This window comes from Roseburia sp. AF12-17LB, from assembly GCF_003479605.1.
Lineage (GTDB): Bacteria > Bacillota > Clostridia > Lachnospirales > Lachnospiraceae > Roseburia_C > Roseburia_C amylophila.
The window spans coordinates 157,144-182,013 of sequence record NZ_QUHR01000001.1 but is presented as its reverse complement, the minus strand read 5'-3'; the positions used below and the strand labels follow the sequence as shown (position 1 = coordinate 182,013).

Annotated in this window: 15 protein-coding genes; 1 reads left to right on the top strand and 14 read right to left on the bottom strand. The window is 40.8% G+C overall.

The genetic code is table 11. The annotated features are described in order from the left end of the window. Positions 1-48 precede the first annotated feature (48 nt). From DWV68_RS00875 to DWV68_RS00850, 6 genes are all read right to left on the bottom strand, one after another. Complete coding sequence (locus tag DWV68_RS00875) at positions 49-438, bottom strand: hypothetical protein (protein ID WP_117946135.1); 390 nt, start codon at positions 436-438, stop codon at positions 49-51. Positions 439-511: 73 nt separating this feature from the next. Beyond that, complete coding sequence (locus tag DWV68_RS00870) at positions 512-1,819, bottom strand: patatin-like phospholipase family protein (protein WP_118664777.1); 1,308 nt, start codon at positions 1,817-1,819, stop codon at positions 512-514. 41 nt (positions 1,820-1,860) lie between these two features. Then, positions 1,861-4,164: a glycoside hydrolase family 31 protein gene (locus DWV68_RS00865; RefSeq protein ID WP_118056607.1), complete on the bottom strand. Its 2,304-nt coding sequence runs from the start codon at positions 4,162-4,164 to the stop codon at positions 1,861-1,863. A gap of 21 nt (positions 4,165-4,185) precedes the next feature. Beyond that, a complete protein-coding gene (locus DWV68_RS00860; RefSeq protein WP_118056608.1) occupies positions 4,186-5,037 on the bottom strand; it encodes an EamA family transporter in 852 nt (283 codons plus the stop codon). Between the two features lie 229 nt (positions 5,038-5,266). Then, a complete protein-coding gene (locus DWV68_RS00855; RefSeq protein WP_117698645.1) occupies positions 5,267-6,184 on the bottom strand; it encodes a SufB/SufD family protein in 918 nt (305 codons plus the stop codon). Positions 6,185-6,198: 14 nt separating this feature from the next. After that, positions 6,199-6,924 carry an ABC transporter ATP-binding protein gene (locus DWV68_RS00850; RefSeq protein ID WP_117698644.1) on the bottom strand — a complete coding sequence of 242 codons (726 nt, stop codon included), beginning with the start codon at positions 6,922-6,924 and terminating at the stop codon, positions 6,199-6,201. Between the two features lie 262 nt (positions 6,925-7,186). On the opposite strand from DWV68_RS00850, the gene DWV68_RS00845 reads away from it, so the two are divergent. Then, positions 7,187-9,451, top strand: a complete 2,265-nt coding sequence (locus DWV68_RS00845) for an LTA synthase family protein (protein ID WP_197420789.1) — start codon at positions 7,187-7,189, stop codon at positions 9,449-9,451. Between the two features lie 73 nt (positions 9,452-9,524). On the opposite strand, the gene DWV68_RS00840 is transcribed toward DWV68_RS00845, so the two are convergent. The 8 genes from DWV68_RS00840 to DWV68_RS00805 all read right to left on the bottom strand — a co-directional run bounded on the left by DWV68_RS00840 (position 9,525) and on the right by DWV68_RS00805 (position 24,860). Further along, complete coding sequence (locus DWV68_RS00840; protein WP_118664775.1) at positions 9,525-10,691, bottom strand: cation diffusion facilitator family transporter; 1,167 nt, start codon at positions 10,689-10,691, stop codon at positions 9,525-9,527. A gap of 35 nt (positions 10,692-10,726) precedes the next feature. After that, complete coding sequence (gene lepB, locus DWV68_RS00835) at positions 10,727-11,422, bottom strand: signal peptidase I (protein ID WP_118664773.1); 696 nt, start codon at positions 11,420-11,422, stop codon at positions 10,727-10,729. A gap of 430 nt (positions 11,423-11,852) precedes the next feature. Next, a complete protein-coding gene (locus DWV68_RS00830) occupies positions 11,853-12,626 on the bottom strand; it encodes an N-acetylmuramoyl-L-alanine amidase (protein ID WP_197420788.1) in 774 nt (257 codons plus the stop codon). 19 nt (positions 12,627-12,645) lie between these two features. Then, entirely contained in the window at positions 12,646-12,900 is a 255-nt protein-coding gene (locus DWV68_RS00825) for a DUF2829 domain-containing protein (protein WP_243089412.1), read from the bottom strand. 1 nt (position 12,901) lies between these two features. Then, the gene (locus DWV68_RS00820) at positions 12,902-13,363 is read right to left on the bottom strand and encodes a phage holin family protein (RefSeq protein WP_118664769.1); all 462 of its coding nucleotides are present in this window, start codon (positions 13,361-13,363) and stop codon (positions 12,902-12,904) included. Next, positions 13,356-14,423, bottom strand: a complete 1,068-nt coding sequence (locus tag DWV68_RS00815; RefSeq protein ID WP_118664767.1) for a tail fiber domain-containing protein — start codon at positions 14,421-14,423, stop codon at positions 13,356-13,358. Before DWV68_RS00815 ends, DWV68_RS00820 begins: the two co-directional genes overlap by 8 nt. Positions 14,424-14,425: 2 nt before the next feature. Then, entirely contained in the window at positions 14,426-15,415 is a 990-nt protein-coding gene (locus tag DWV68_RS00810; protein WP_118664765.1) for a BppU family phage baseplate upper protein, read from the bottom strand. A gap of 52 nt (positions 15,416-15,467) precedes the next feature. Continuing rightward, positions 15,468-24,860 carry an ADP-ribosyltransferase-containing protein gene (locus DWV68_RS00805; protein WP_118664763.1) on the bottom strand — a complete coding sequence of 3,131 codons (9,393 nt, stop codon included), beginning with the start codon at positions 24,858-24,860 and terminating at the stop codon, positions 15,468-15,470. Positions 24,861-24,870: the final 10 nt, after the last annotated feature.

The window sequence follows — 24,870 nt, the reverse complement described above, 5'->3', positions numbered from 1 at the left end:
TATTGTAATTCCTTTTTTGTAAAAGCTCAACCTCTATTTTATTATCTGCTACCAGCATCTGCGGCAGCGTCTGTAACGGCATCTGCGGTGAAACATCTCATGAAACAGAAGAATTTCCGGAGCATCCATGTCTTCCCGGCTTTCCCCAAGTCCCGCCTTATCACGGATTCTCTTACAAATCTGCCGCAGCATCAGCCGGTCCGGATACTCGTCAAACATGAGACTTCCCTCATATTCCATCTTATCGCATTCTTCTTCCACCAACTCCTGTACTTTTCTTATCTCCAGCGGATACATCTCTTTCATGCGGTCTAAATCCCTCTGATATTCTAACTCCGTCATGTAAAGATTCTGGATTGGATTTGTCATGTAAAAGGGCTGTTTGCCTGGCATCTGCTGCTGTTGCATCTTAAAGAAAATATCCTGATTATAATCCAATGTTTCCTTCTCTCCTGATTCTCATCAGTATAATATATGCAGCAGAGACTGTTTGTTGACGGCAAAAATGCTGTTATCTGTTTGTTTCCAACGACATCAGAAATAATACCGCTGTCAGTTCCTTTGGGAACATGGCATGCAGTTTCAGAATTTCTTTTGACGTCAGTGTGTCCTGTTGTGCCGCATAATATGCAGCCGCAGCCACCAGCATTTCTTTTCCAAAGTTTTTAACCTCTGCAATCAGTCCTGCCGGCTCTCTTAATTTATGTGCAACGATACATTCTGTCGCCTGTCTTAACTCTGCATCAGCTAACTTCTTATGAAGTGTTTCCACAAAATGTTCCATGGAATATTCAATTGCTGCATCTGCATCAAATACCTCTCCACAGATTTCTGCCGCTGCAAGGAAATATTCCCTCGGTGACATTTTCTCCTTTTCGCTTCGTTCTGCCAGAAGTGTATGTACTTTATTAAATTCGCTTTTCTTAGCAAAACGTTTTACCGGAATTTCATCCCTGACCAGTAAATCCAGTTCTGTCATCCGATACAGAAAGCGTTCTATTGCCCTGCGGTATTTCTCTATGGATTCCTTTTCAAAAGTATATACATAGCCATAATATTTTCCATAAACCTTCATGGTATCCTGGTATCCCATTCTGGCATTTGCCATTAAAAGAGCATGGTCAAAATTCATCATGGTTCCAAGGGAGCGTCTTGGCTTGATATAAGTTACATACGGCCGCTTTGCATAGGCATCGTGTGCCGGTGATGTATGTAAATCAACAGCAATAATCTGCTGTGCTCCCATTCGGATAGCAAGGTCAATCGGAAGATTATCATAATAGCATCCATCCAGATACGTTGTCTCTCCGATTTTATGCATCGGAAATAATGGAAAAATTGCAGAAGATGCCAGAATATAATCTTTCATAAGTCCTTCCGGAATGTCACGCTTTGTCAGTTCGCAGGGCTTTAAAGACGGAAATTCCACCGTAACCAATCCGAAATCCGTCTTTGATTTCCGAATCTTGTCCTCTTCTATCAGTGTTTCAATAAAAGCAGTAAAAGGTGAAATATCTGCACCTTTATTCTTGACATATTTTTTCAGGAATGGACCAATTGCCTCTCTCTGGTCATACATGCCCTCTATGGTATCCGTCAGATTGATTCCATCCTCCATCATATCTTCCATGGTTATGGTGCTCCATAGTTCATAAGCCCTGTCATAATCTCCCGTTGCCATTAAGGCTCCGTTAATGGAACCTATGGATGTTCCGGTTACAATCTGATAATCGATGCCAAGTTCATTTAATGCTTTCCAGACTCCCAGTTCATAAGAGCCTTTCGTACCGCCTCCACTTAATGCAATTCCACGTTTCATATAAGTCCTCCTCCGGTTATCTCCCGGCTTCTGCCTTTCTTTTAAGAAAGCCAGACTGTCAGTTTCTCGCCATTGAATGCGAACTCATTTTTACGTCCTTTGTAACATATCACAAATTTCTTATATACTTTTTCATAACCTTTATGCAGCATCCGGACCGTGAATGTCTCATCCTTTGTGATGGTCATCTCATATTCATTATATACACCATCCTGATATGTAAAATCTTCTCCGTCATCCTGATAATGCACATAACGGTCTTCTCCCGGATATACATCAAGAATCAGGGTATCCAGTTCAATCTCTCCCACATACTGCATCGGTTCAAAACATGGGATAATGCTTCCTGCTTTTACAAAAACCGGACATACATCAAGAGGTGCATCTTTTACAATATACTGCTTTCCGGTATATTTTTCCCTTGTATCATAGTCATACCAGATTCCCTCCGGCAGATACAAAAGCTTCTTCGTCATTCCCTGCTCTACTACAGGGGCTACCAGCATATGCTCTCCAAACAGGAATTCTCCATTGAGATTCCAGGTTTCTTTATCTTTCTCATAATGCAATACCAGTGGACGGATTACCGGCATACCATTCTGCTCCGTCTCATGGAATAAATCATAAAGGTATGGCAGTAATTTATAGCGAAGTTCAATATATTTCCGGTTAATATTTAATGTCTCTTCTCCGAAAAGCCACGGCTCCTGTCTGGTAGAGCCCTTGGAAGAATGATTCCGGAACAACGGTGAAAAACAGCCGACCTGTACCCATCTTGACAACAGCTCCGGCGTCACATCTGCACCGAATCCACCTACATCTGTTCCGATAAATACCATACCGGATAATCCCAGATTGCACATCTGCGGAATTGCCATCCGCAGGTGCTCCCACAGGCTCTGATTATCTCCTGTCCATGCTGTGGTATACTTTTGGGAACCACTGTAACAGGCACGGGTGATTACAAATGGTCTTCTGCCGTCCTGTTTCTTCAAGCCTTCATAGGTAGCCTTTGCCATCAGATGTCCATAGACATTGTGCATCTGGCCATGGTCACATGGTCTGTCTTCGTCTGTAAATACGACATCTTCCGGCAGTTCTCCACGAAAGCTTGCCGGCTCATTCATATCATTCCATACACCGCGGACGCCTAAGTCCACAAGATATTTCTGCTTCTCTCCCCACCACTGTCTTACCTTCGGATTTCCAAAGTCAGGGTATACCGCATCTCCAGGCCATACTGCATTTACATAGGTATCTCCTTCCGGTGTCTTGGCAAAATATCCCTGTTTCATGCCTTCATCATACATATCATAACCTGGGTCTAATTTGACACCCGGGTCAATGATGGTAACAATTTTAAATCCTTTTTTCTTTAAATCCTCAATTACTTCACCAGGTCTGCCAAAGTCCTTTTCATTCCAGGTAAAGACCCGGTAGCCATCCATATAGTCAATATCCAGATGAATCGTATCAATCGGAATCTTTAATGCACGGTATTTATCCGCAATTGCGCGGATCTCTGCGGAAGTCTCATATCCCCAGCGCGACTGATGATAGCCTAATGTATAAAGCTGCGGAAGCGGTGTTCTTCCGGTCAGATAAGTATAATCAGCTACTACCTCCGGCATATTATCCCCGGCAATAAAATAATAATCCAGATTGCCACGGTCTGAGCCAAAGAAATAGTATTCCGCATTTTCTTTTGCCAGATCAAAATAAGTCTTACAGGTATTATCAAAAAAGATTCCGTATACGCAGCTTTCACGCAGTGTTATAAAGAACGGGATTGATTTATACAATGCTTTAAAGGCTTCCGTATGCGCCGCCGGATTATCCGTATTCCACATCTCATAATCATAATTCTTCTTATTTAATACCCCTGCTTTATCACCAAAGCCATAGAAGGCTTCGTCTCCTTCCATGCGTTTTACAGCCTGCACATGATAATTCTTATCTGTCGCCTGTGGCACCTCATGTCCCTCTGCTTTTAAGAATTCGATAAATTTCTCACTAATCTGTGTTGCAAATTTCCTTCCACCACGATAGTCCGCACAGAGAAGCTGTCCATTCACATCATAAAAATCCACCATAAAATTATCATATACGCGTATGATTAATTTTGCAGTCCGAACCTCAAGATAGTCAATTCCTTCCTGCACATCAAAATGTATATGCTTTGACTTTTCTCCCTCGATGGCTTTTGAACGATGTTCCTCACATTCGAACGGAACAAACACATTTACAATGTTATCTGTCAGAACCTCTAAACTTCCCTTGCCATATTCAAATGCAAAATGAATGATTCCATTCTCCACATAATAAGATTTTCTTTTTCCCAGCATACTTTTTTCCTCCGCTTTTGCTTATATCAGCAGCAATGTGCCACCCACTATCATAAGTAATCCAAAGAATGCCTTTGGCTGTAGTCTTTCATTTAAAAACACAGATGAAAATACAATTGTAACTACAATACTTAGTTTATCAATCGGCACCACTACACTGGCTTCGCCCAGCTGCAATGCCCGGTAATAACAAAGCCAGGATGCTCCGGTCGCTATTCCGGATAAAATCAGAAACATTCCATCCCGGAAGGTCATACTCCGGACCTGTTTCTGTTTCTTTGTCACAAATACTACCACCCATGCCATAACAAGTACCACTCCAGTACGATATGCCGTCCCGAGATTGGAATTCACACCATCTATTCCCACCTTGGCAAGGATGGATGTCAGGCTGGCAAATACCGCCGACAGCAGTGCATAGATAAGCCATGCCCGGCTCTTTGTGCCACTGCTTTTCTTTCTGGTAATCATGAGCATCGTTCCAACGCCAATCAATACCATGGCAATGATTTTCTTCTCGTTCAGTCTTTCATTTAAGAAAATGACTGCCAGAATCATCGTCAGGATTGTACTGGATTTATCAATCGGTGTTACTTTATTTACATCTCCTAGCTGCAATGCCCGAAAATAGCAAAGCCAGGATGCCCCGGTCGCTATTCCGGATAATGTAAGATAAATTAACGTCCGCGTTCCTATACTTCCGATTGGAGTATAAGATCCGGTAAGCCGTACCATAATCCATGCAAACATCAATACTACAATCGTCCGGATTGCTGTTGCAAGATTCGAGTCTATTTTCTTAATTCCAACTTTTGCCAATATTGCCGTAATACCTGCAAAAAAAGCAGAGCCACATGCATATGCAAGCCACATATCTATTCCTCTTTTCTATTATCCCGGGAAAATTCTGTCTTAATCTGCACTGCAGCAGACTTTATTTTTACCACCCACTTTTGCATCGTTCAAATACAGATGCCACTTCACTTAATATCCATACCCGTCATAATATTTCAAATATTATCTTATTCCATTCTTCCGCCTCTTTCGGTATTTCTCTTCTCTTGTTTGTTCTTTCCTGCACCCTTCATTCCCCATACATATCCTATTTCAGAAATCCATTTACAATCTGCTCCTCTGCCTCTTTTTCAGACAGTCCCAGTGTCATCAGCTTAATCAGCTGTTCTCCTGCTATTTTTCCAATTGCTGCCTCATGAATCAATGCTGCATCGATATCATTCGCTGCAAGAGACGGAATTGCCTCCACCTTTCCATTGTCCATGATGATGGCATCACATTCTGTATGTCCGCTGCATGCATTATTACCACGAATATAAGAAACAAACTTCTGGTGAGAATCTCCCTTTGCTACCGAACGTGATACCACATTTGCACTGGAATGTGCCCCATTTAAATCTACCGTAAAATCTGTCTCTGCTTTCTGCTGTCCATGAGTCATAATACGTTCATGAATCACAAGGGACGCATCTTCTTTAAGGTCTGCTTCGGTTGTACGGATTGTGGAGTCTACTCCTTTAATCTGAACACTGTCCATATCCATGAATCCGCCTTCTTCCATGTGGATCACGGTAGTTGGATTTAAGACTCTGGCTCCATTTCCATCCCCTTCACCATAATGCTTTTCTACATATTTTACTTTTGCATTCTTTCCTATATAAAAGGTGTGTATTCCATCATGCTGTGATGTCTGGTCTCCGCAGTTGTGGATACCGCATCCCGCAATGATTGTCACATCTGCACCTTCCCCGATATAAAAATCATTATACACCAGGTCCTTTAAGCCGCTTTCACTTAAGATAACCGGAATATGCATACTCTCATTCTTTGTTCCCGGTTTTACATAGATATCAATTCCCGGCTTGTCCTTCTTAGTTACAATATCAATATTTGCAGTTGTATTTCTTGCCTCCAGTTTTCCGTTGTTGCGGATATTATATGCGCCTTCCGGCACGCTGTGCAAATCTGATATCTCTGCTAAAAGATTCTTTTCTATACTGTCCATTTTCTCACCTTTTCCTAGACTAATTTTTCCATCAAAGTAGAGCAGGCTTCACTGCTGCCTAACAGCTTTGGAAGTACTTCTTCCCGGCTTCCGGCTGTGCTTACTTCTCCATCTGCAATTACAATAATCCGGTCTGCAATGTTTAAGATTCTCTCCTGATGTGAAATAATCAGAATCGAGCCATTGATTTTCTGATACATATTCTCAAATACCTGAATCAGATTGTTAAAACTCCAAAGGTCAATTCCTGCCTCCGGCTCATCAAATATGGATAATTTGGTTCCTCTTGCAATTATCATTGCAATCTCGATACGCTTTAACTCCCCACCGGAAAGGCTGTCATTTACCTCCCTGCCAATATAATCCTTTGCGCAAAGTCCTACTTCTGAAAGATAGGAACATGCCTGACTGATGGAAATATCTTTTCCCGATGCCAGTGTAATCAAATCCTTTACGGTCAATCCCTTAAATCTTACCGGCTGCTGAAACGCAAAGCTGATTCCCTTTCTTGCCCGTTCGGTAATGGATAATCCTGTAATATCCTCTCCATCCAATAAAATCTGTCCGGAAGTTGGTGTTACTATTCCGGCAATCAGCTTCGCCAGCGTGGATTTACCTCCACCGTTTGGTCCGGTAATTGCCACAAACCGGTCTTCTATCTTCAGATTGATATTTTTTAATATTTCCTTGTCTGCTGTTTCATCATTTACCTGAAAACTAATGTCTTTTAATTCCAGCATTTCTCTTTCCTCACCTTACTGTCAGATTCACCTATCTGCCTCTCTGCGAACCTGGTTTTTATAAAAAAAGGATAGCACAAAATGGCTTTTTTGCCAACTTCTTTCCCTTCTATTATACATTTTGGATTCTTTTTAATGAAATATTAATAAATTTTTATCGAGATTTACCGTTGTTTTTTTTCTTAAATAGATATATCCTTATTCAGTCAAAAGTAAATTATATGTAAAAAGTGTGTAATCTACTGGGAGGAGAACCATTATTATGAGAGAAAAACATTCTTTTTTAAGTAAGTGCAAGAACTTATTTTTTAAACTAAAAAACAAAATAAATACTTTTAAGAACCGGGAGAAGAAAACACATCCACACCTTGACCGTGCAGTTGTGATTATGAATAAATACTCTTTGGTATTCCATCTGTTACTGTCCTGTTTCCTCGTTCTGGTGATTGAATGTATTTCCAGACGAAATGTGCTTTCTGCATTTTCCTTTATTGCAGGACACACCATTGCTTACCTTTATAACTCATTTATTATTTTTGCAAGTTTATCCCTGGTCTATCTGATTCGAAGAAGAACACTTGCCCGTCTCTTAATCAGCGGCTTCTGGCTTTTCCTTGGAACCATCAATGGTGTTATTCTTTCCAAACGTGTAACTCCATTTGGTTTTACAGATTTGAAATGTCTGTCTGACTTATTTGCCATGCAGAACACCAAATACTTTACCTTTGGTGAAGCACTCGCCGTTATTATCGTAGTCGGTCTTTTCCTGCTTTTCTGTATCTGGCTTTTTATCAAAGGACCAAAATATCAGGGCAAAATCAACTGGATTGTAAGTCCGCTTATGGTTGCTGTTATCTTCCTGATGTTACCGGTAACTACCAAGGCAGCCCAGTCCAATAATATTGTTGCTTCCTATTTTGCCAATATTGCACAGGGCTATGAAAATTATGGTTTTGTCTACGGCTTCTCATCCAGCGTTGTTGACCGTGGTATGAGTAAACCGGACAGTTATTCCGAAGAGCGTATTGCCAAAATAGGGGCTTCCGTTCCGGAAGAAACTACCGAAGCTGCCGAAGATGCGCCAAATATTATTGTTGTTTTACTGGAATCCTTTGTAGATCCCTCTGATGTTAAGTTCTTACATACTTCAGAAGATCCGGTTCCAAATTTTCACAACTTATTAAACAACTATTCTTCCGGTTACTTAAAAGTTCCTGTTGTAGGTGCCGGAACAGCCAATACTGAATTTGAAGTATTAACCGGTATGAGCATGCAGTATTTTGGTACCGGCGAATACCCATATAAGACTACTTTAAAAGAAATCGACAGTTGCGAAAGTATTGCTTCCGACCTTGGAAGTCTCGGCTATGGTACACATGTTGTACATAACAACGGTGGTAACTTCTACAGCCGTGCCAATGCCTTCTCCCTGATGGGATTTGACAGCTTCACCAGTAAAGAGTGTATGAACATTCAGGAGTACACACCACTTGGTTCCTGGCCAACCGATAACATCTTAATCAGTGAAACCTTAAAGGCTATGGATTCTACCCCTGACCAGTCAGATCTGGTATATACCATTACCGTACAGGGACATGGTGATTATCCTACTGAAAAGATTCTTGAAAATCCGGAAATTGCAGTAAGCGGTGCTGCAGATGAGGCTTCTAACAATCGGTGGGAATATTACATTAACATGATTCACGAAGTAGATAAATTCATCGGCAACTTAACCGAAGAGCTTTCCAAACGGGATGAAAAGACCATCGTGGTATTCTTCGGCGACCACCTTCCTACCATGGGACTGACCGATGATGATATGGTATCCGGTGACATTTTCAAAACCAAATATGTTACCTGGAACAACTTTAATTTACCAAAACAGGATGCTGACTGTGCTGCTTATGAATTATTAGCAAACATCACCAACCAGCTTGACATCCACAAAGGAACCATGTTCTCTTACATCCAGAGCCAGAAGGGTTCTGCTTCTTACGACGAGAACTTAGAGAATTTACAATATGACCTTCTTTACGGAAAACGTTATGCTTACAACGGAACAGATAAATATCCAGCAAGTGATCTGGTTATGGGTATTGATGATGTAACGATTAACAGTGTATGGAAATCCGATGACAATAAGTTATGTATTTACGGCTCCGGATTTACTCCTTGGACGAAAATTTATGTCAACGGAGAGAAGGTATCCACTTCCTTCTTAGGAAGCACCATGTTAAAGATTAATCTTGACGACATTGAAGACGGCGATACGATTGTTGCTAACATTGTAGGTTCCAGCAGCACCATCTTCCGAAGCTCCAACGAGTTCCTCTATGAGGATCCGGATGTAGAACATACGGAAGAGCCTGCTACCGAAACAGAGCAGCCTTCTACTGATACAGAAGGTTCTACCCAGTCCACTGAGAAATCCACAGAGCAGTCCTCTGAACAGTCTTTAAGTGGTGCCGGTACAGCAACTGGCCAGTCTGTAGAGCATGCAGTCAATACTCCACTGACACAGAATTAAAATAATACACAGAAAGCCCCGATGGGATGAATTCTTCTATCAGATTTCTCCCATCGGGGCTTTGTTATTTCTTTTATTTCACATAATTTTTGTCTACGTTGACCACGATATGATACTGTTCGCCCAGCTTTTCCTTTACCTGATGTTCCAGTTCTTTTAACACTGCTTCATCACTGGAACGGTAACCAAATGGAATCACTACATCAAAGATAAGATTGGTATGGGTCGGTCCCTGAACCATACGAAAATCATGCATGGTAATGACCTCATCAATATCCTTCAAAATACCTGTAACCGTTTCTTTTATCCCGGTCAGTTCCTTGCTTCCGGTAATCACCGGATCCATATGTATGACAGCCTCACAATTCAGTTCCCTTTTCAATTTCATTTCTACATTGTCTATCATATCATGTATTACAAGGATATTCATTTCTGCCGGCACTTCCGCATGTAGTGATACCATCAGACGTCCCGGTCCATAATCATGTACGACTAAATCATGAATACCGATAATCATTTTTTCTTCCAACACCAGATGTTCTATCTCTTTTACGAATTCTTCCTCCGGTGGCTGTCCCAGCAGTGGATTTAAAGTCTCCTTCGCTGCATTAATTCCACCATATAAGATAAACAGTCCTACCGCCACACCACAGTAGCCGTCAATATTGACTGATGTAAATTCTGCAATCAATGTGGTAATTAAAACCACAGATGTGGTAATGCTGTCGCTTAAGCTGTCCATTGCAGTTGCCCGCATAGCCGCTGAATTAATCTTCTTTGCAACTCTCCTGTTATAGAAGGTCATATACAGCTTTACAGCAATAGATATCAGCAGAATCACGATAATTAATACAGAGCACTCCGTTGCTTCCGGATGAAGAATCTTTCTGATAGAATCCTGTATCAGTTCCACTGCCATAATTAAAATAACTGCAGCAACCACAAGTCCGGAAACGTATTCCATTCTTCCATGTCCAAATGGATGCTCCGGATCCGGCTTTGCTGCTCCCAGTTTAAAACCAAGCAATGTTACAATGGAAGAACCGGCATCCGACAGGTTATTAAATGCGTCCGCTGTAATTGCAATGGATTTACTGATGGTTCCCGCAATAAATTTTCCTGTAAATAATAATACATTTAGTAAAATACCTACAATACCACATAACGTACCGTAGGCAAGCCTTACTTTCTCCGGCTTGTCATCTTCCCGGATAAATATCCGGGCTAATAATGTTATCATAAATCTTCTCCTTTTGCTCCCTTATTCGTTCCGCACTAATTCAATATTTTAAAATTCTTTAATGGCCAATACCGGAAAATCGCTTTTCCAAGTATTTTATCTTTCTTCACATAGGTATTGGTCCAGTATCTTCCATCATAGGAGTTATTCCGGTTATCTCCCATTACAAAATAGCTGTCCTCCGGCACTTCAAAGGTATATGGTCCTGTAGCTACCGTCCATGTCTCTTTGAGATAATCCTCCTCTAAGAGTTCTCCGTTGACATATACTTTACCATCTTCTATCTTTACCGTATCTCCCGGGCAGCCAATGACACGTTTTACATAATTCTGGCTCTCATCATCCGGAAACTTAAAGATAATGATGTCTCCCCGCTCCGGTCCGGAAAACAGATATGACCATCGGAATCCAATCAGCTTATCTCCGGTCATGATTGTATTTTCCATGGAACCGGATGGAATCTCTGCATTAATTAACACAAAACGATTTAAAAACATAGCAATCAGCACCGCTGCTACAATCGTAATTACCCAGCTTAGAAATTCCCCTGCTGTAGACGCCGCATTCTTTGTATCGGATTTTCTTCCTTTCTTCCTGCGTCTGCCACCTTCTGAATATTCCTCTTCTGGTTCTTCTAATTCTTCCCGGTAGTCCTCTGACTCTTCCGGTTCTTCGCCATCCTCAAGTTCATCTATATATTCTAATTCTTCATTTCTTTCCTTTTTCTGCATCTAAACTGCCTCCGGTCTCTTTTCTTCCCGTTGTTCGTTCTATTATACTCCAAGCAGGGAAGAAATTCCACTGGAAATGCTTTGCGAATTTCTCGTGTAAATTAAAAAGTCCCCGAAACATAACGTTTCGGGGATGTTTTCTATGTGTTCAATGACATCTGCATTCTCTAAGTGTTCAATGACATCCACTCGGCTAAGATTCAAACTTCGTCTGCGACTCGTTTTCATCAAGTCTCGGGATGGGCTTTCACACTAAGTTCACGCTTCGCCTATGGCTCGCGTTCTCTAAGTGTTCAATGCCTAGCAGACGCCCTGGGCAAGCATAGCCCTCGCTTAGGGTATATCTTATTTACTTACATGCACACATTTTTGTAACCCACCAGTATACAGCCATTGTCAGACTATTTGGCTTTTCTCGCCCTATAATACACTATTTTTCATACACCGATACATACTTACTTGCTGCTGTAATATATACTCCTGAAATGAGTTTATACATACTGCCGCCACCCACTTTAATAGGTCCTTCTGCGATTGTAAAGACTTCATTCTTTGCCACTCTTCCATAAACAGCACTACTATCCCAGCTTGGTGTTTTTCTGACTGCCAAATTATCCACCAGTACTTTCACATACTTTTTCTTCTCCGGCAGTTGTACCGGTGCAACTGGCTTCGATTCAGCTGCTACATAATCAGATAAAGCGTATGCGATTGCTCTGCATACCTCTTCAAACTTCTGTTCATACAGTGCTGCATCCGGATTGTTCACAAAGCAAACCTCAATAAGCATTGCCTTTGCCTTTGTTTTGCGGATAACATATAATCCGCTTCCGGCTTTTACTCCACGGTTAGTAAATCCAAGTGCTGCAATGTGTTCACATACCTCTACAGCATCCGGATACTGTCTGCCCTCGTATGTATACGCCTCTACTCCATGTCCTGCTCTTGCAGCATCATTGTTAAGATGAATACTAATAAAATAATCCAAATCAGTTGCATTTGCCATTGCTACTACTTTCTGTAAATATGCTGCCTGTGTTGGTGCGGAATCTACTGTGCATGGTACCACCTGCACCCCCGCTGTTGTAAGAAGCTCTGTCAATCTGTTACAGACTCTTCTTGTTTCTGCGCTCTCTGAAATAACTCCAATTGTTCCACTTCCTGCTCCGGAAAGTGTATGTCCTGCATTTAATCCAATCTTCATCTTACTACTCCTCCTCTTTTTATTCAGCTTTAATCCAATCTTCAGCAAGCATATCTGCTTGTGATGCAAGCCACCCCATCTGAACGCCAGATGTTCCAACAAATGCAATAGCCTTGTTTCCAATTGCTTCATGCTCGCAATTCACGAGTTCTCCATCCGCTGACACATATGAAATGCCAGCTGCAAGCTGGATGTACTGTTTCTTCCCATTCCAACCCTTGCGAGCAACCTTTTTTCCTTTTTTCAAAAGTTCTAATGCTTCTCCAAAATTCATCTTATTCTTCCTCCTTCTCTTCTGTCTTTGCGGCATCTTCCACCTGTGATTTCAGATTTTTCAACAGTGGTAATAAAAACGGTGGAACCGGTGCACCTATATCCTTGATATTCTCCAGAATACTGATGATTTCATTGCATATGATCCATATGGCTACCACGCACGCTATGAGGAATGTTATTGGCATTGTGATTCCGATTGTGGTGGCAGCATATTTCAGTAACTGGTCAACAATTGCTCCAACCACCACCAGAAGCCACATGGAAATCTTCTTTGCAATTCCACGAAATCCTCTGTATGAATCTACCGGCTGATTACGGTACTTGGATGCGAAGATACCTGTCGCATAGTCAATAATGTTGCATGCCACCAATAACAATACCGGTACATACAAGATACCGAGCAGGGATGATAAGAACCCCGTTACTGCTGTTATGATTGCTTTGATTGTGTTGTTATTCATTTTCTTTTCCTCCTTCTTTGTTCATTGCTTCTTTCAGTTTTTCAATTTCTTCCTGTTGTATCTGCACCATCTTAATAAGGTATGGAACCAGTTTTGAATAATCAATTGCAAGTACCTTATTCTTAATTCCTTTACTTGCATTGAACTCTTCTTCTGAATATCCATCAGGGATTTGAACGCATGATGGGATTATATTAAGAACATCTTCAGCAATTAAACCTCTCTGGTCTTTATCTCCACCAAACTCTTTGATGTAATCAAAACTTACTGGTGTCAGCTGAAGTATTTTCTTTGCTTCCTCTTTTGATAAATCTGCAACATTCTTTTTTACTAACTTTGAAGACGGATTTGTAAAGGAAGCACCATACACTGTAGCATAGCCAGAGCTATTCCAATCTGCCGCCATGTAAATAGGATTACCAATTATAGCTGTTCCTCCTGCGCCTGCACCAAATGAACCGTTAGCTTTCAAACATGCTGTCTGATTTCCATTTGAAGTGTTTTTAAAATAATGGTTACCATCACTTGAGGAGTACTGAAATCCGCCGCCAGGACCATAGTCTACAATCCTACTGGTGAAGTCTGCATTACTGTTGTTATAATGAAAGTCTATATATGGAACAACGGCGGTAATTTCTAATGCTCCCGCATCCAAAGCCTGCCCTGCATGGCTATGACTAGCCGGCGGATAACTACTTGGTTTTCCAGTTACTTTACTCCACGCTACTGCATTTGCACTTCCGGCACTGGTTGCATACTTGACACTCTGCGAACCTATATTTGATGTTGTGATTGCAGTAGATGCATCCTGTTTCTTATTTACATCCGTCTTTAATTTACTGATCTGATTTGCCATGGTCCCAGAAATAGAAGCATTCTTTTCTCTTGCATCTAGTGCATATCCATCCTGGTTAACTGCTGTACTCTGTGTTATTTTGTCAATATTCAGTTTTTCATCATCCAGTGCTTTTATTCCATCATCCATATGACCGAGATTTTCAGCCGATATCAAGGTTGATTTATCTGGGTAATTTTTCCAATTTACTTTCTCATATGACATTCCTATTCTCCTTTCGGATAGCCTATCGAATCTATTACATTCTGAAGACTATTAAATAATTCTAGTGTTTTTTCATAATAAAACTTTGCTGAGTTTTTATCTCCGGTAGCGTAATTTTTTGCTTCCGTTGCACTACTCGCTGCTCCTGTTGCACTGCCGGCTGCTCCTGTTGCACTGCTTGCCGCTTCCGTTGCACTGCCGGCTGCTTCTGCGGCACTGCTTGCCGCCCCTGCGGCACTGTTCGCTGCTCCTGTTGCACTGCCGGCTGCTTCTGCGGCACTGCTTGCCGCCCCTGCGGCACTGTTCGCTGCTCCTGTTGCACTGCCGGCTGCTTCTGTTGCACTACTCTTCGCTCTATCTGCATATCCACTAGCTTCTGTTACTGACTGGTTTATTAAAGTTATTGCATCATCTGCCTGCTGCCTCAGTGTTTCCTGCATACCTGATATCTCATTCTGATACTCCTCAAGAGCTGTTGCTTTCTCGGTAAATCCGCTTTCCATAGCAGATATATTCCTCTCTGCGTTCTCCGAAAGTGTCTTGTACTGTTCTGCCTGGTTGCAATAGTCTTCTGCCTGAGCAACCTGCTGCACCAATGATTTGTATTCATTTTGAGATTCAATGATATTCGGGTCCAGAATCTTGTTATATACATAGATTACAAACTCCGGCGAAGTAATAACTGCCCCATCCTGCATAGACAGCTCTATCTGTCCAATACATTCGCCCAACACATTAATGGTCTGTGTCGTGACTTCGTACTGTATCTCAGAGCCATCTATTACACAATCGTTGTAGCAAACTTTACCATCTGGCTTCACGATGCTTACTGCCGCCACTAATACATCCGACAAGTCGTATATCTTTCCGCTCTGCATAAGTGTAAAATGCAGGCTTCTTGTCTTTGTATCTCCCTGTCTTACAGAAATCCGGGGGCGTGTCCGTTCATGATCCAGGTCAAGTCGCATATTATTTACGATATTATTCCTCATAGATAACCTCCTTCGCCCTCATTATATAAAAAAGAAATAGGGGATTTCTCCCCTATTTCGTCTTCTTTTTTGACCATTCTTCGATTTTTTTATTTGCTTCTGCATTCGTATATCCAAGGTGCATATAGATTGAGATAAGCAGGTTCTTCATATCAGCATATTTACCTTTTTCCTTTGCCTTAAGGTATTTCTTTTTATATTCTCTTGTTACAACTCCACTGATATCTTTATTTTCTTTCCCGCCTTTACTTTTTGCTTCACTTATGTAGTCAAAGATAGCCTCTCTGTCTGCTCCCTTGTTTATAGAATTGTCAATTGCATCATATAGCCTCTGATATGTTTCACCGTAGTTCCATTCTTCCAGGGTGCACCATATCTCCTCATCACTCTGTCCAGCTTTCTCTCTAAGGAACTTCTTGGCTTCTTTCTCTGATATATCTCCAGCAAGATAACCATCCTTCATCTCTTTTTTCACCTTGGATGTAATCTCCTTTTTCTCCAGTCCCTTTTCTTTCAGTTCTCCTTCTATCTCTTTATATGCTGCATTATCTTCGGAAAGGTATGCATCCAGCATTCTCTCATACTGTCTGCTATTCTTTCTCTTGATTCCTCCCAGATATTTTCCAGTTGTAGTATTATAGATTGCTTTGAAATCTCTTTCCACATTGTAAATTGGAATACCCGTTACAGAAGAAATTCCGCTCATTAAAGACTCAGCCGCTTCTAACCAGGTATGATTTTCTCTGTAGTCTGCATCTGTCGCATATTTCTGCACATTCCTTACTCCGGCAAACAGTTTTGACAGCCCCTGCATATCCAGTCTGTTTACATCATATCCCTGTGCTATAGAAAGAATATCTTTCATGTATGGAATTAACTGAACTGGATTCAGGTTGTCTACTACATTGTCTTTGTAATCATCAAGCCATCTCTCCCAGTATGTAGTATCATCATCCTTCTTGTCCCTGAATGCATCCATAAAGGACTGTGCTGCTGCATTCACAACATTTGTAATAATATATGCTTTCAATGTCTGTTTAAAGAATCTTTTACTTCCGGCATTCCATTTACCCGGCATCTCATACCAATCCCTCAATGCATTTGCCAGCATATTGTAAGACTTCGTAGGCTCTGCCATGAACGACGTTGCCATTTTATGTAAGCCATTGTTGCTTCGCATAATCTGTGACCGGTGCAATACAGAGTCTACTACCTGTGTCTGGTCGATTAGTTCATCGTATCTGTCTACACATAAATCTGTAAACTCTTTGGAATTTACGTCTATATCCGGATGCAGTGCCTTTGTCTCCTGTTTTACTGCATTCCACAGTACACCCCATGTAATATCATCTGCCTGTTGAGCAAGAATCATGGATTTTTCCTGCAATCCCTCTTTAAAGGTATGCTGGTCCGTAATAACCTCTTTCATAGACTGACCAATTGATGTTTCAAAATATCCCCAGGACTTCCACTTTGCAATAGGTGCTTTTTCCTGTACCTCATGCACTGCAGGTTTCATGGTCAATGCTTTTAAAAGATACTTGGAATCCATCACTGCCATTGCACGGAAATAAGCTGTTGGCTGCTGTATTGCTACCCTGATATTTGCTGCTACAGATGCAGCCTTCATATTTCCAACCAATTCATCCACAAACTTGACCTGGACATCCCCTGTTCCTTCTGCATTAATATCCTGCACCAGTTTTTTAAAGTATTCCTGGTATTCTTTTCCATAAGCCCTTTCTATCTGTGCCTTAACGGATGTCTTGGAATTCAGAATATCCAGCATTTCATCCTCTGACATATGTTCATCCAGTCCTGCTTTTTGTCTGTAATTAAACCACTTCATAGCATCTGACAGTGCCGCTGTATAGCTTCCGTAACTTGCCATATCTGTTACATGCTTCGTAAATACATCAAAGATATCATCCACCACGATAGCATTTCTCGCATTTTTCATAGTCTTCTTAGTGAATCCCTGATTTTTTACTCCCCAGTATGAAGTCTGATCCTTTGTATCTACAGTATTTCCGGATGTCTTAATAGGATAATAATGCTGTCCACCGAATCTTCTGTATCCATACATCTGCATTGTGGTAGCATTACCCCATGCGGAGCATCTATTCTGCATAAACTGCTGCATAGAATCCGCCACTTTCTTCTGCTCCGGAGTAAGCTCCTCGCATATCTTTCCAACTTCGTATTCGGTAAGCCGGATTCCCTCGGAATTCCGATATACCTTTGTTCCAGCTTTGGTTGTTGTTATCAATCCACCATACTTGATATGTTCTTTCGCCTGCTCTCTGTTTTTAAGTTCATACAGCCCCATCATCTGTGCTGTTGTCATCCGCAACTTTTTATTGCCAAAATCAAACTCATGAACTTCCGCATCCCTTCCGGTCCACTTCTTCATTTCAGACTTTAACTGTTTTTCGGTAAGTCCGCATTCCTCGGCAATCTTTCCAAACTGAGACTGCATATAATCCTGTGCTTCCGCAATCTTTTCCGTTCTGGTATTCAGTCCCTTACGCAATCCTTTATAGATGCTAAGTGCAGAATCTCCCAGTCTGTAGAAGTATGATCTTGGGTCCAGCATATTGGCATCCAGCATATTTTCTGCTTTGTTAATTGCCTTTCCCCTTAAAGTATCATTATTCCATACTTTCTTATCCTTCTTGGTTTTCAGTTCTTCAATTGTGTTGTCTCCAAGTTCTTCCACGTTCTGTGCACGTTCATTTACATATAACTGATTTACACTGGTGATGGCTCTCTTTAATCCGGATACCAGTCTGTCCAGATATCTCAAGCCATTCATATCCATGTCCGAAATTCGTACACCCTCATTATTGTTCAGGAAATCTGAAATATCATCCAACAGTGAGCTTGTCTTCCTGTCTCCGGAATTGCCATCCATAAGAGCATTATAAATATCCTCATAATCTCCAGCAATGGCTTCTCTCTCGCTTGATAACTTAAGCTGCATCTGACTTAAAGCATTGTACCATTTCAGTGAATTAACACTATTTGGATTCGTCCGATCTGTCGTGAAGTCTATCGCATCAATGAAATCTGCAACCGTTTTCTTTAATGCATCCGGCACATGATTCTTATCTGTATTCTGATTAAATGCAGTTACAATTCCCTGTGCATTTTTTCTAATACGTTCCCGGTATCTTCTCCGCTCCTCAATATTTCTCTTCGCCGTACGGTTCTCTGACTGTGCCGCTTTCAGCTTCATATACTTATCGTTGCTCTGCTGTTTCACCTTTGCCAGCTTTGCTTCGTATGACTTTATTTTCTTTCTGATTTCCGTTTCTGCCTTTGCATCACGATAGGCCATAGCCGAGCTGAGTTCTCTTCTCTGTTCATCCAAAGCCCTTTCATACTTCTGTTTCAGGCTGTCTCGTCTGGTCTTTTCCTGCTCTTTCAGTTTTTCGAATCTTTCACGGTATTCTGCATTCAGATTCTTTCTGTATTCCTGCTGCTTTGCAATCAGCTTCTGGGTTTCCGCCAGCACCTTTTTATTTGCTGCATCCGTGCTCTGCTCTACAAAGAATCTCCGGTAAATGTCTAATGCAAGGTCATATGCTGCCTGCTGCTTATTCATTCCAAAGATATTATGCCTTGCCGGTTTCATCTCATTCATAGCATCAATCAATGCTATTGGCTGATCATTTACTGCAGTATCCATATCCAATATGTAATTAGAGCTCTGGCACAGCTCATCCCACAAGGAATCCAGGTATACTCCATCTTCGGAAAACGTAATGTTTCCGAAATTCATCTTCCGGAATTTATCATAGCTGTCATAATAATGTGCTACTTCTTTCTTCTGGGCTTCATTCAATCTGATTTTCTGCCCTTTCAATGTTTTACGGAAAGAGTTATACACATCTGCTTCCACACTATCCACATCTGTACTTTCTTCGATAACCGGCATAGCAATTTCCTGTACGATTCTTACCATATCCTCATACGAAACATTCTTTGTATCTTTTAAATACGCAAATACCTTAGTCAGATTATCAGCCAGTTCTTTGGCATTATAGGTACTCTTGTATTCCTGCTTTACCTCGGATGCTATCTTACGCATTGTCTTATCGTCAATGCTCACATTTTCAAGTGCTTTAAAGCCATCCTCAATAATAGAACCCATTTCCTTTTCTGTATCGGAATACTCCTCTTCCAGAATTGCCATGAGGTCTTCATCAATGTCCACTGAATGTCTGATGTCCGGGTCTGCTGTTGGCTTTTTATTATCTACGTTTTTAATTTGGTTCTGACTAAACGTGACATAGCTTATTCCCCTTTGCACTATCTTTCCATCTTCTCCCGGAAATCCACCTTCATCCACAATAATGCCGTCATATTCATCCAGCAAATCATTATCCTCAAGGAACTCATATATATTATCTGCTTCTTCCCACGATGGGAGTCCACTATTTGTAGTATCCTTATATTCTTCATATGGATTGATTCCTAATGCATATCCTCCTTTTACATAATCATTAATAAATATTTCCTTCGTTTCCGGATTTCTTATATCAAAAGGTTTCGTGATATTTAAATATACTTCATATGTTTTTTTATTTGTAACTGTCTTTCCCGCTTTTCTTGAACTCGCACTTGGCTCCTGGTAAAAATCTGCATACCATCTATTTGGAGTAAAAAACTGTATATCGTTTTTAAAAACCGTAAAATCTCCATTTGGTGTACCATGATACATAGGAAGAAGATTTCCATTGTCATCCCTTACAGTCGAATTTTCAAAATATTTTTTCTGCTCTTCTGATAATTTTCTTCCTTCGGAATCTACATCAAGTGAAAAAGTTGTTGCATTTTTCTGATTCTGTGATATACTATTTTTAGAAGCAGTTTCATTATCGTTGTAAAACCCTCGGGAGTTTGATCGTGAAACTGCTTCTTTTAATGTTACATCATATACATAATGTTCATTTCCAGTATCTTTTACATTTATTAGCACATCGAAGTAGTCTCCCTCAAATTCAATTGTTTTGATATAATAATCCCATGTTTTTGCATTTCTATGGAATCTGTTTGTTTTCCCTAGCTCTGTTTTACTTCCTGTATAAATACTATTTTCTGCAAGCTCAATATACTCTCCTTCTGCGCCTATGCTGATTTTAGCTCTTAATCCTTTCCTGCTAGATTTTTTATCTCCATATATCCCCTTTCTAATTCCGCTTTCATCATAAAGTGCATAATATACATGTCCATTTTTTACAAACTTTGCTGTACGACCTGCATATTGTTCTCTCATGATATTCAGCATTCTTTTTTTACGTTCTTTAAAAGTCAGTTTTTTCGTTTCATTACTTAGCGCATATCTTTCTATTCCATCTGGTCCAATTGTTATTGAGTATCTGATTCCACTCTCAGTTGTCTTCATCCGCTGTATACCATCTATCACAAGTGAATCCGATACGTCGTATTCCCAACTTTTTTCAAGCGGAAGTCTAAAGTGCAATTCATCCCCAAAATCATCATCCAGCACAAGCTTCTCGACCGGTATAGTAAATTCCAATATTTCCTTTCCATACCCTACAATCTGACCATCTTTCTTCGTTGAAAAGAAGATGCCGTCTTCCTTTGCAACCATTATCTTTTCTTCTCTAATTTTCTTTGCCGCTTTTTCGCTTGTTGCATGATACAATCTTACATTTCCATACTCATCTACTTCCCCGCCTGCTCTTTTTATTTCCTCTATCATATCGAGAGCATTTAGCAATTCATCTCCGCTTAATCTCTCTTCAATGTTTAAAGAATATGTTTTAAAAGGATTCTTCTTGTCATCTTTAGAAACCGTTTTTTTCGAGCTAATGTCTATTGTCTCTGTTTCTCCCTTCTCTGCCGTTACATTTTCCCGCTTATAATTTTCCTGCGCCTTTGTCAATTCACCCAAAAACATATCTCTTATCCTTTGTGCTTCTTCCGCATCCGCTCTCAGTGCTTTCTTTGCTGTGCTAGATAATACATGATCATTCAGGTATGATGTGATTTTGTCGTAAACTCCCTTGAAGAAGTCAGCAATCGTCTTGAGAATGCTCTTATGCTGGCTCTCTGTCATGTTCTCTGACATATACTTGGAAAATGCTTCTACTCCCTTTTGGTCAGCAAACAGTCCTGCTACATAGTCAAACACATACTCATTTGCAGAATCTTCATAGGTCTTTCCTTTTTCTACTGTCTTATATGCCTTATGGTACTGTTCAATAGCATTTGTAAGGTAAGCAGCTCCTTCTTTCGTTGTAACATAATTCAATACCGTATCTACTACTTTCTGCATACCTTCATGATTATATGCCTCGGAGAATTCACCCAATTCATGCACAAGTGTTGTGTATTCATTAGTAGTATTTCCCTTTCCTGTGGTCTTTGCTAACGCTATTCTTGACAATGCTTTCTGGAAGTTACCATTTTCTCCATGCTCCAGTTCATCATTCAATTCAATGTCAAGCCCGGTTTTCTTTGCTACCATTTCCACAACCGATTTCATGCGATTGTCAGATTTATCCAGTCTGTTATCGATTACGGATCCAGTTCCCATCTTCACGGCCTGCTGCACATTGGAATTCTGTGATAACGGACTTCTGCTGTTTTCTCCGAGATAATACATTTCCAGCAAGGTTGATGGTGACATTTCACTTACAATTCTTGCATTTACCGGATTATTCATAATACTCTCATATGAAGTTTTTCCAAGTTTTCCAGCATTGTAAAATACTGCGGTTGATTCCAGGTAAGTAGGCATACTTTCCCCGTTGTAATTCTCAATGACTGCATTGGCCGCTTTTGTATCATCAAATGTTGCCGCAAAATTATACAGATTTCGCATGGTTGGATTACCTATCTCCACTGTCTTATAATCTACAACTCTTCCATCTGACAGTTTTACCATGGTTTTCTCCGGTGTGCTCTCTGCAATCTCTACAACGATATCCTGTTTTCCTGTATTTCTATTTACTGCTGCAGTTACCCCTGTCTGATTTCTGCTATACGGTTGCACCGGTGCAACTTTCTCATTTTCTATCACTATTCCTTCCGCATTTTTTACTCTGCCTGTCATGTTGCCCGTGGTGTTCTCAATTGCATTATCTTCCCTTGCAGCACTGGTATCTGCAGTATTATTCATCAGCTCCTGCGCCTGCTGCTGTGCCTGTTCCTGTTCAGCTCCTTTTCTGACAAATCCCTCTGTTATAACCTTGTCCAGATTTACGTCTTCACTTTTTGCCATGGACTCTATAATCTGGCTCATTTGCGAATCAGTAATATTATCTGCTTTTACTGTATCCGCAATCTGCTTTGCAGTAGAATTCTCCGGCATCTGCTCTGCTGTTTCCAGGATAGTGTCTCTCATTGTATTATCCTGGTTAATTGTCTTTCCCATTTTATGATACTGCACGGAATTTACGGTATTTGCTACTCCACCAAATACTGCACCAGAAATAGCACCGGCTACGAAGTCCTGTCCTACCTGATTCCAGAACTGTTTATTTGCCGCTGTTTTTGCTTCGTCTTCCGACATTCCATTTTTCATATACTCTTTTATATTCGTGTTATATTCAGATAATCCGCCGTTGATCATGCGGTCTGCTGCTTCATCTGCAAAATCAGTAAATACTTCTTCGCTTCCCTCGATTCCAGACTGTACCGCCCAATCCAATATTTTTTTCTTAACTGTTGTTTTAGTTGGATTCTCCACCATGCCATATAAATGGTCTAAACTCAGTTTTTCAAAAGCAGCCTCTGCTAATGCATTAGCGATTCCGGTGGTAGCCGCTTTATTGGTGTCTGCCCCGCGTTCTGATGCATCTACATATGCCTGAGAGCCGGCACTTGCCGCCATAATTCCAAGGGATACCGGTCCGCTTCCTGTTGCCATAGCTGCCGCCGTGTCTACTATACTCATTCCTACATCATATAAAAATCTTCCCGTAGTAGTATCGATATCGTTTGATACCGCTTCTCTTTTCCGGTTTCTTGATTGTGTGAATCGTGCTGAATACGGATCATACGGTGTATAGTCTTCCTCTTCTCCGAAATAATTCTTTGCCGAATGTCCTAACTGGTCTGCAAAATCTACTCCCAAAAGCAACGAATCCCCTACAGACGTAGCAGACTCCTTTAAATTAACAAGGAATCCTTTTAATCCTTCCTGTTTCGTTTCCTCTTCCAATTCCTTTCTCTTCTTTGTGTCAATCTGGCGATTGTGGATCCAGGAATAATATTCTTCCATATCGTCTGCATTGATTCCCTGGCTTTCCAGATTCTCCTTTGCGCTGTTATATGCCTTTTCTAATTCGAATGGGTCTCTGCTTCCAATTGTATCTCTTATAGCCTGTTCCTGCTCTGTTGCTTCCTCCTCGTCATGGTCTGTAATATACATCTGCATGACAGCCTGTTCCTGTTCCGGAGTGAGCTTCGCATAATCCTCTGACCATTTCTTGATTGCCTTCTGGTTTTTTCTTATGCTCTGCTCATTTTCGTATTTATCAATCGTTTCATTTTCCTCTAATGCATCATGCTCTTCCACCGTCATTGTTTCTCCAGTTACCCTGTTCCGGTAACCGGCCAGTTTTGTGTCTTCTCTGATATTCTGCGCAAGCACCGGATTGTCCAGACTTCCATATACCGGCTCGTAGTTTTTCAATTTTTCTTTATTATTTTCTTTGTTACTTTTTGCTGTATCCACTTTAGCATTCAGTTCTTCATCTGACATGCTTGCAAGTTCCGGATCTGATAAGCTCTGATAATATTTATCTATGTAATCAGCATATTCCTTTGCAGTTTCCGGTTCTTTTTCCGGCATCCATGCTGTATTCTCCTGCTGCTTTAACGCTTCTTCAATCGCACGTTTTCTTGCACCTTTAAAACTGCTTACTGCGTTTCCGTGCTTTCCTTTTTGATTTGAATTCAGTGTGCTTTTTGCATTATTATAATCTTCCACCGTCATTGTCTCTCCAGTGCTTTCATTTCGGTACTCTGTCGGTGTAAGTTTTTCTCTGCTTCTTCCTGTCATTGTTTTATCTTCATTGCTGCTATCATATACCGGTTTGAAGCTATCTAATTTTTTCTTTGTTTCCCGGTTTCTTTTTGCAATATCCAAAGCTCCCTGTAATGCTCTTCCATTTTTTGACATTGCTCTTGCGGTCGTATTTGCCGTGTTCCGTACCTTTTCCAGTGCATAGTCAAATCCAGCAGGTTTTTCCTGCTGGTATCTGCTCATGCTGTTGTGAAAAACTGAAACATCCGGCGAAGCATTTCTATTCATTCTTGCCTGTCTAAGTTCTTCCAGGCTCTTTCTTTCTCCGCCCGATTCTCTTGTTATTGCAGCGCTCCGTGTATTCAGTTTTCTTTCTGTATTTTCATGTGTTCCTTCCTGCCTTTTTTTCTTTAATTCTTCCAAAGATAATCTGTCTGCCATATTGTTACCC

Coding starts and splice junctions, on each gene's coding strand:
- DWV68_RS00855 (WP_117698645.1), bottom strand. CDS start 6,184: ATGGACAGTATAGAAAAGAATCTTTTAGCAGAGATATCAGATTTGCAC.
- DWV68_RS00815 (WP_118664767.1), bottom strand. CDS start 14,423: ATGTCATATGAGAAAGTAAATTGGAAAAATTACCCAGATAAATCAACC.
- DWV68_RS00820 (WP_118664769.1), bottom strand. CDS start 13,363: ATGAATAACAACACAATCAAAGCAATCATAACAGCAGTAACGGGGTTC.
- DWV68_RS00845 (WP_197420789.1), top strand. CDS start 7,187: ATGAGAGAAAAACATTCTTTTTTAAGTAAGTGCAAGAACTTATTTTTT.
- DWV68_RS00805 (WP_118664763.1), bottom strand. CDS start 24,860: ATGGCAGACAGATTATCTTTGGAAGAATTAAAGAAAAAAAGGCAGGAA.
- lepB (WP_118664773.1), bottom strand. CDS start 11,422: ATGCAGAAAAAGGAAAGAAATGAAGAATTAGAATATATAGATGAACTT.
- DWV68_RS00850 (WP_117698644.1), bottom strand. CDS start 6,924: ATGCTGGAATTAAAAGACATTAGTTTTCAGGTAAATGATGAAACAGCA.
- DWV68_RS00865 (WP_118056607.1), bottom strand. CDS start 4,164: ATGCTGGGAAAAAGAAAATCTTATTATGTGGAGAATGGAATCATTCAT.
- DWV68_RS00810 (WP_118664765.1), bottom strand. CDS start 15,415: ATGAGGAATAATATCGTAAATAATATGCGACTTGACCTGGATCATGAA.
- DWV68_RS00840 (WP_118664775.1), bottom strand. CDS start 10,691: ATGATAACATTATTAGCCCGGATATTTATCCGGGAAGATGACAAGCCG.
- DWV68_RS00830 (WP_197420788.1), bottom strand. CDS start 12,626: ATGAAGATTGGATTAAATGCAGGACATACACTTTCCGGAGCAGGAAGT.
- DWV68_RS00860 (WP_118056608.1), bottom strand. CDS start 5,037: ATGTGGCTTGCATATGCATGTGGCTCTGCTTTTTTTGCAGGTATTACG.
- DWV68_RS00870 (WP_118664777.1), bottom strand. CDS start 1,819: ATGAAACGTGGAATTGCATTAAGTGGAGGCGGTACGAAAGGCTCTTAT.
- DWV68_RS00825 (WP_243089412.1), bottom strand. CDS start 12,900: ATGAATTTTGGAGAAGCATTAGAACTTTTGAAAAAAGGAAAAAAGGTT.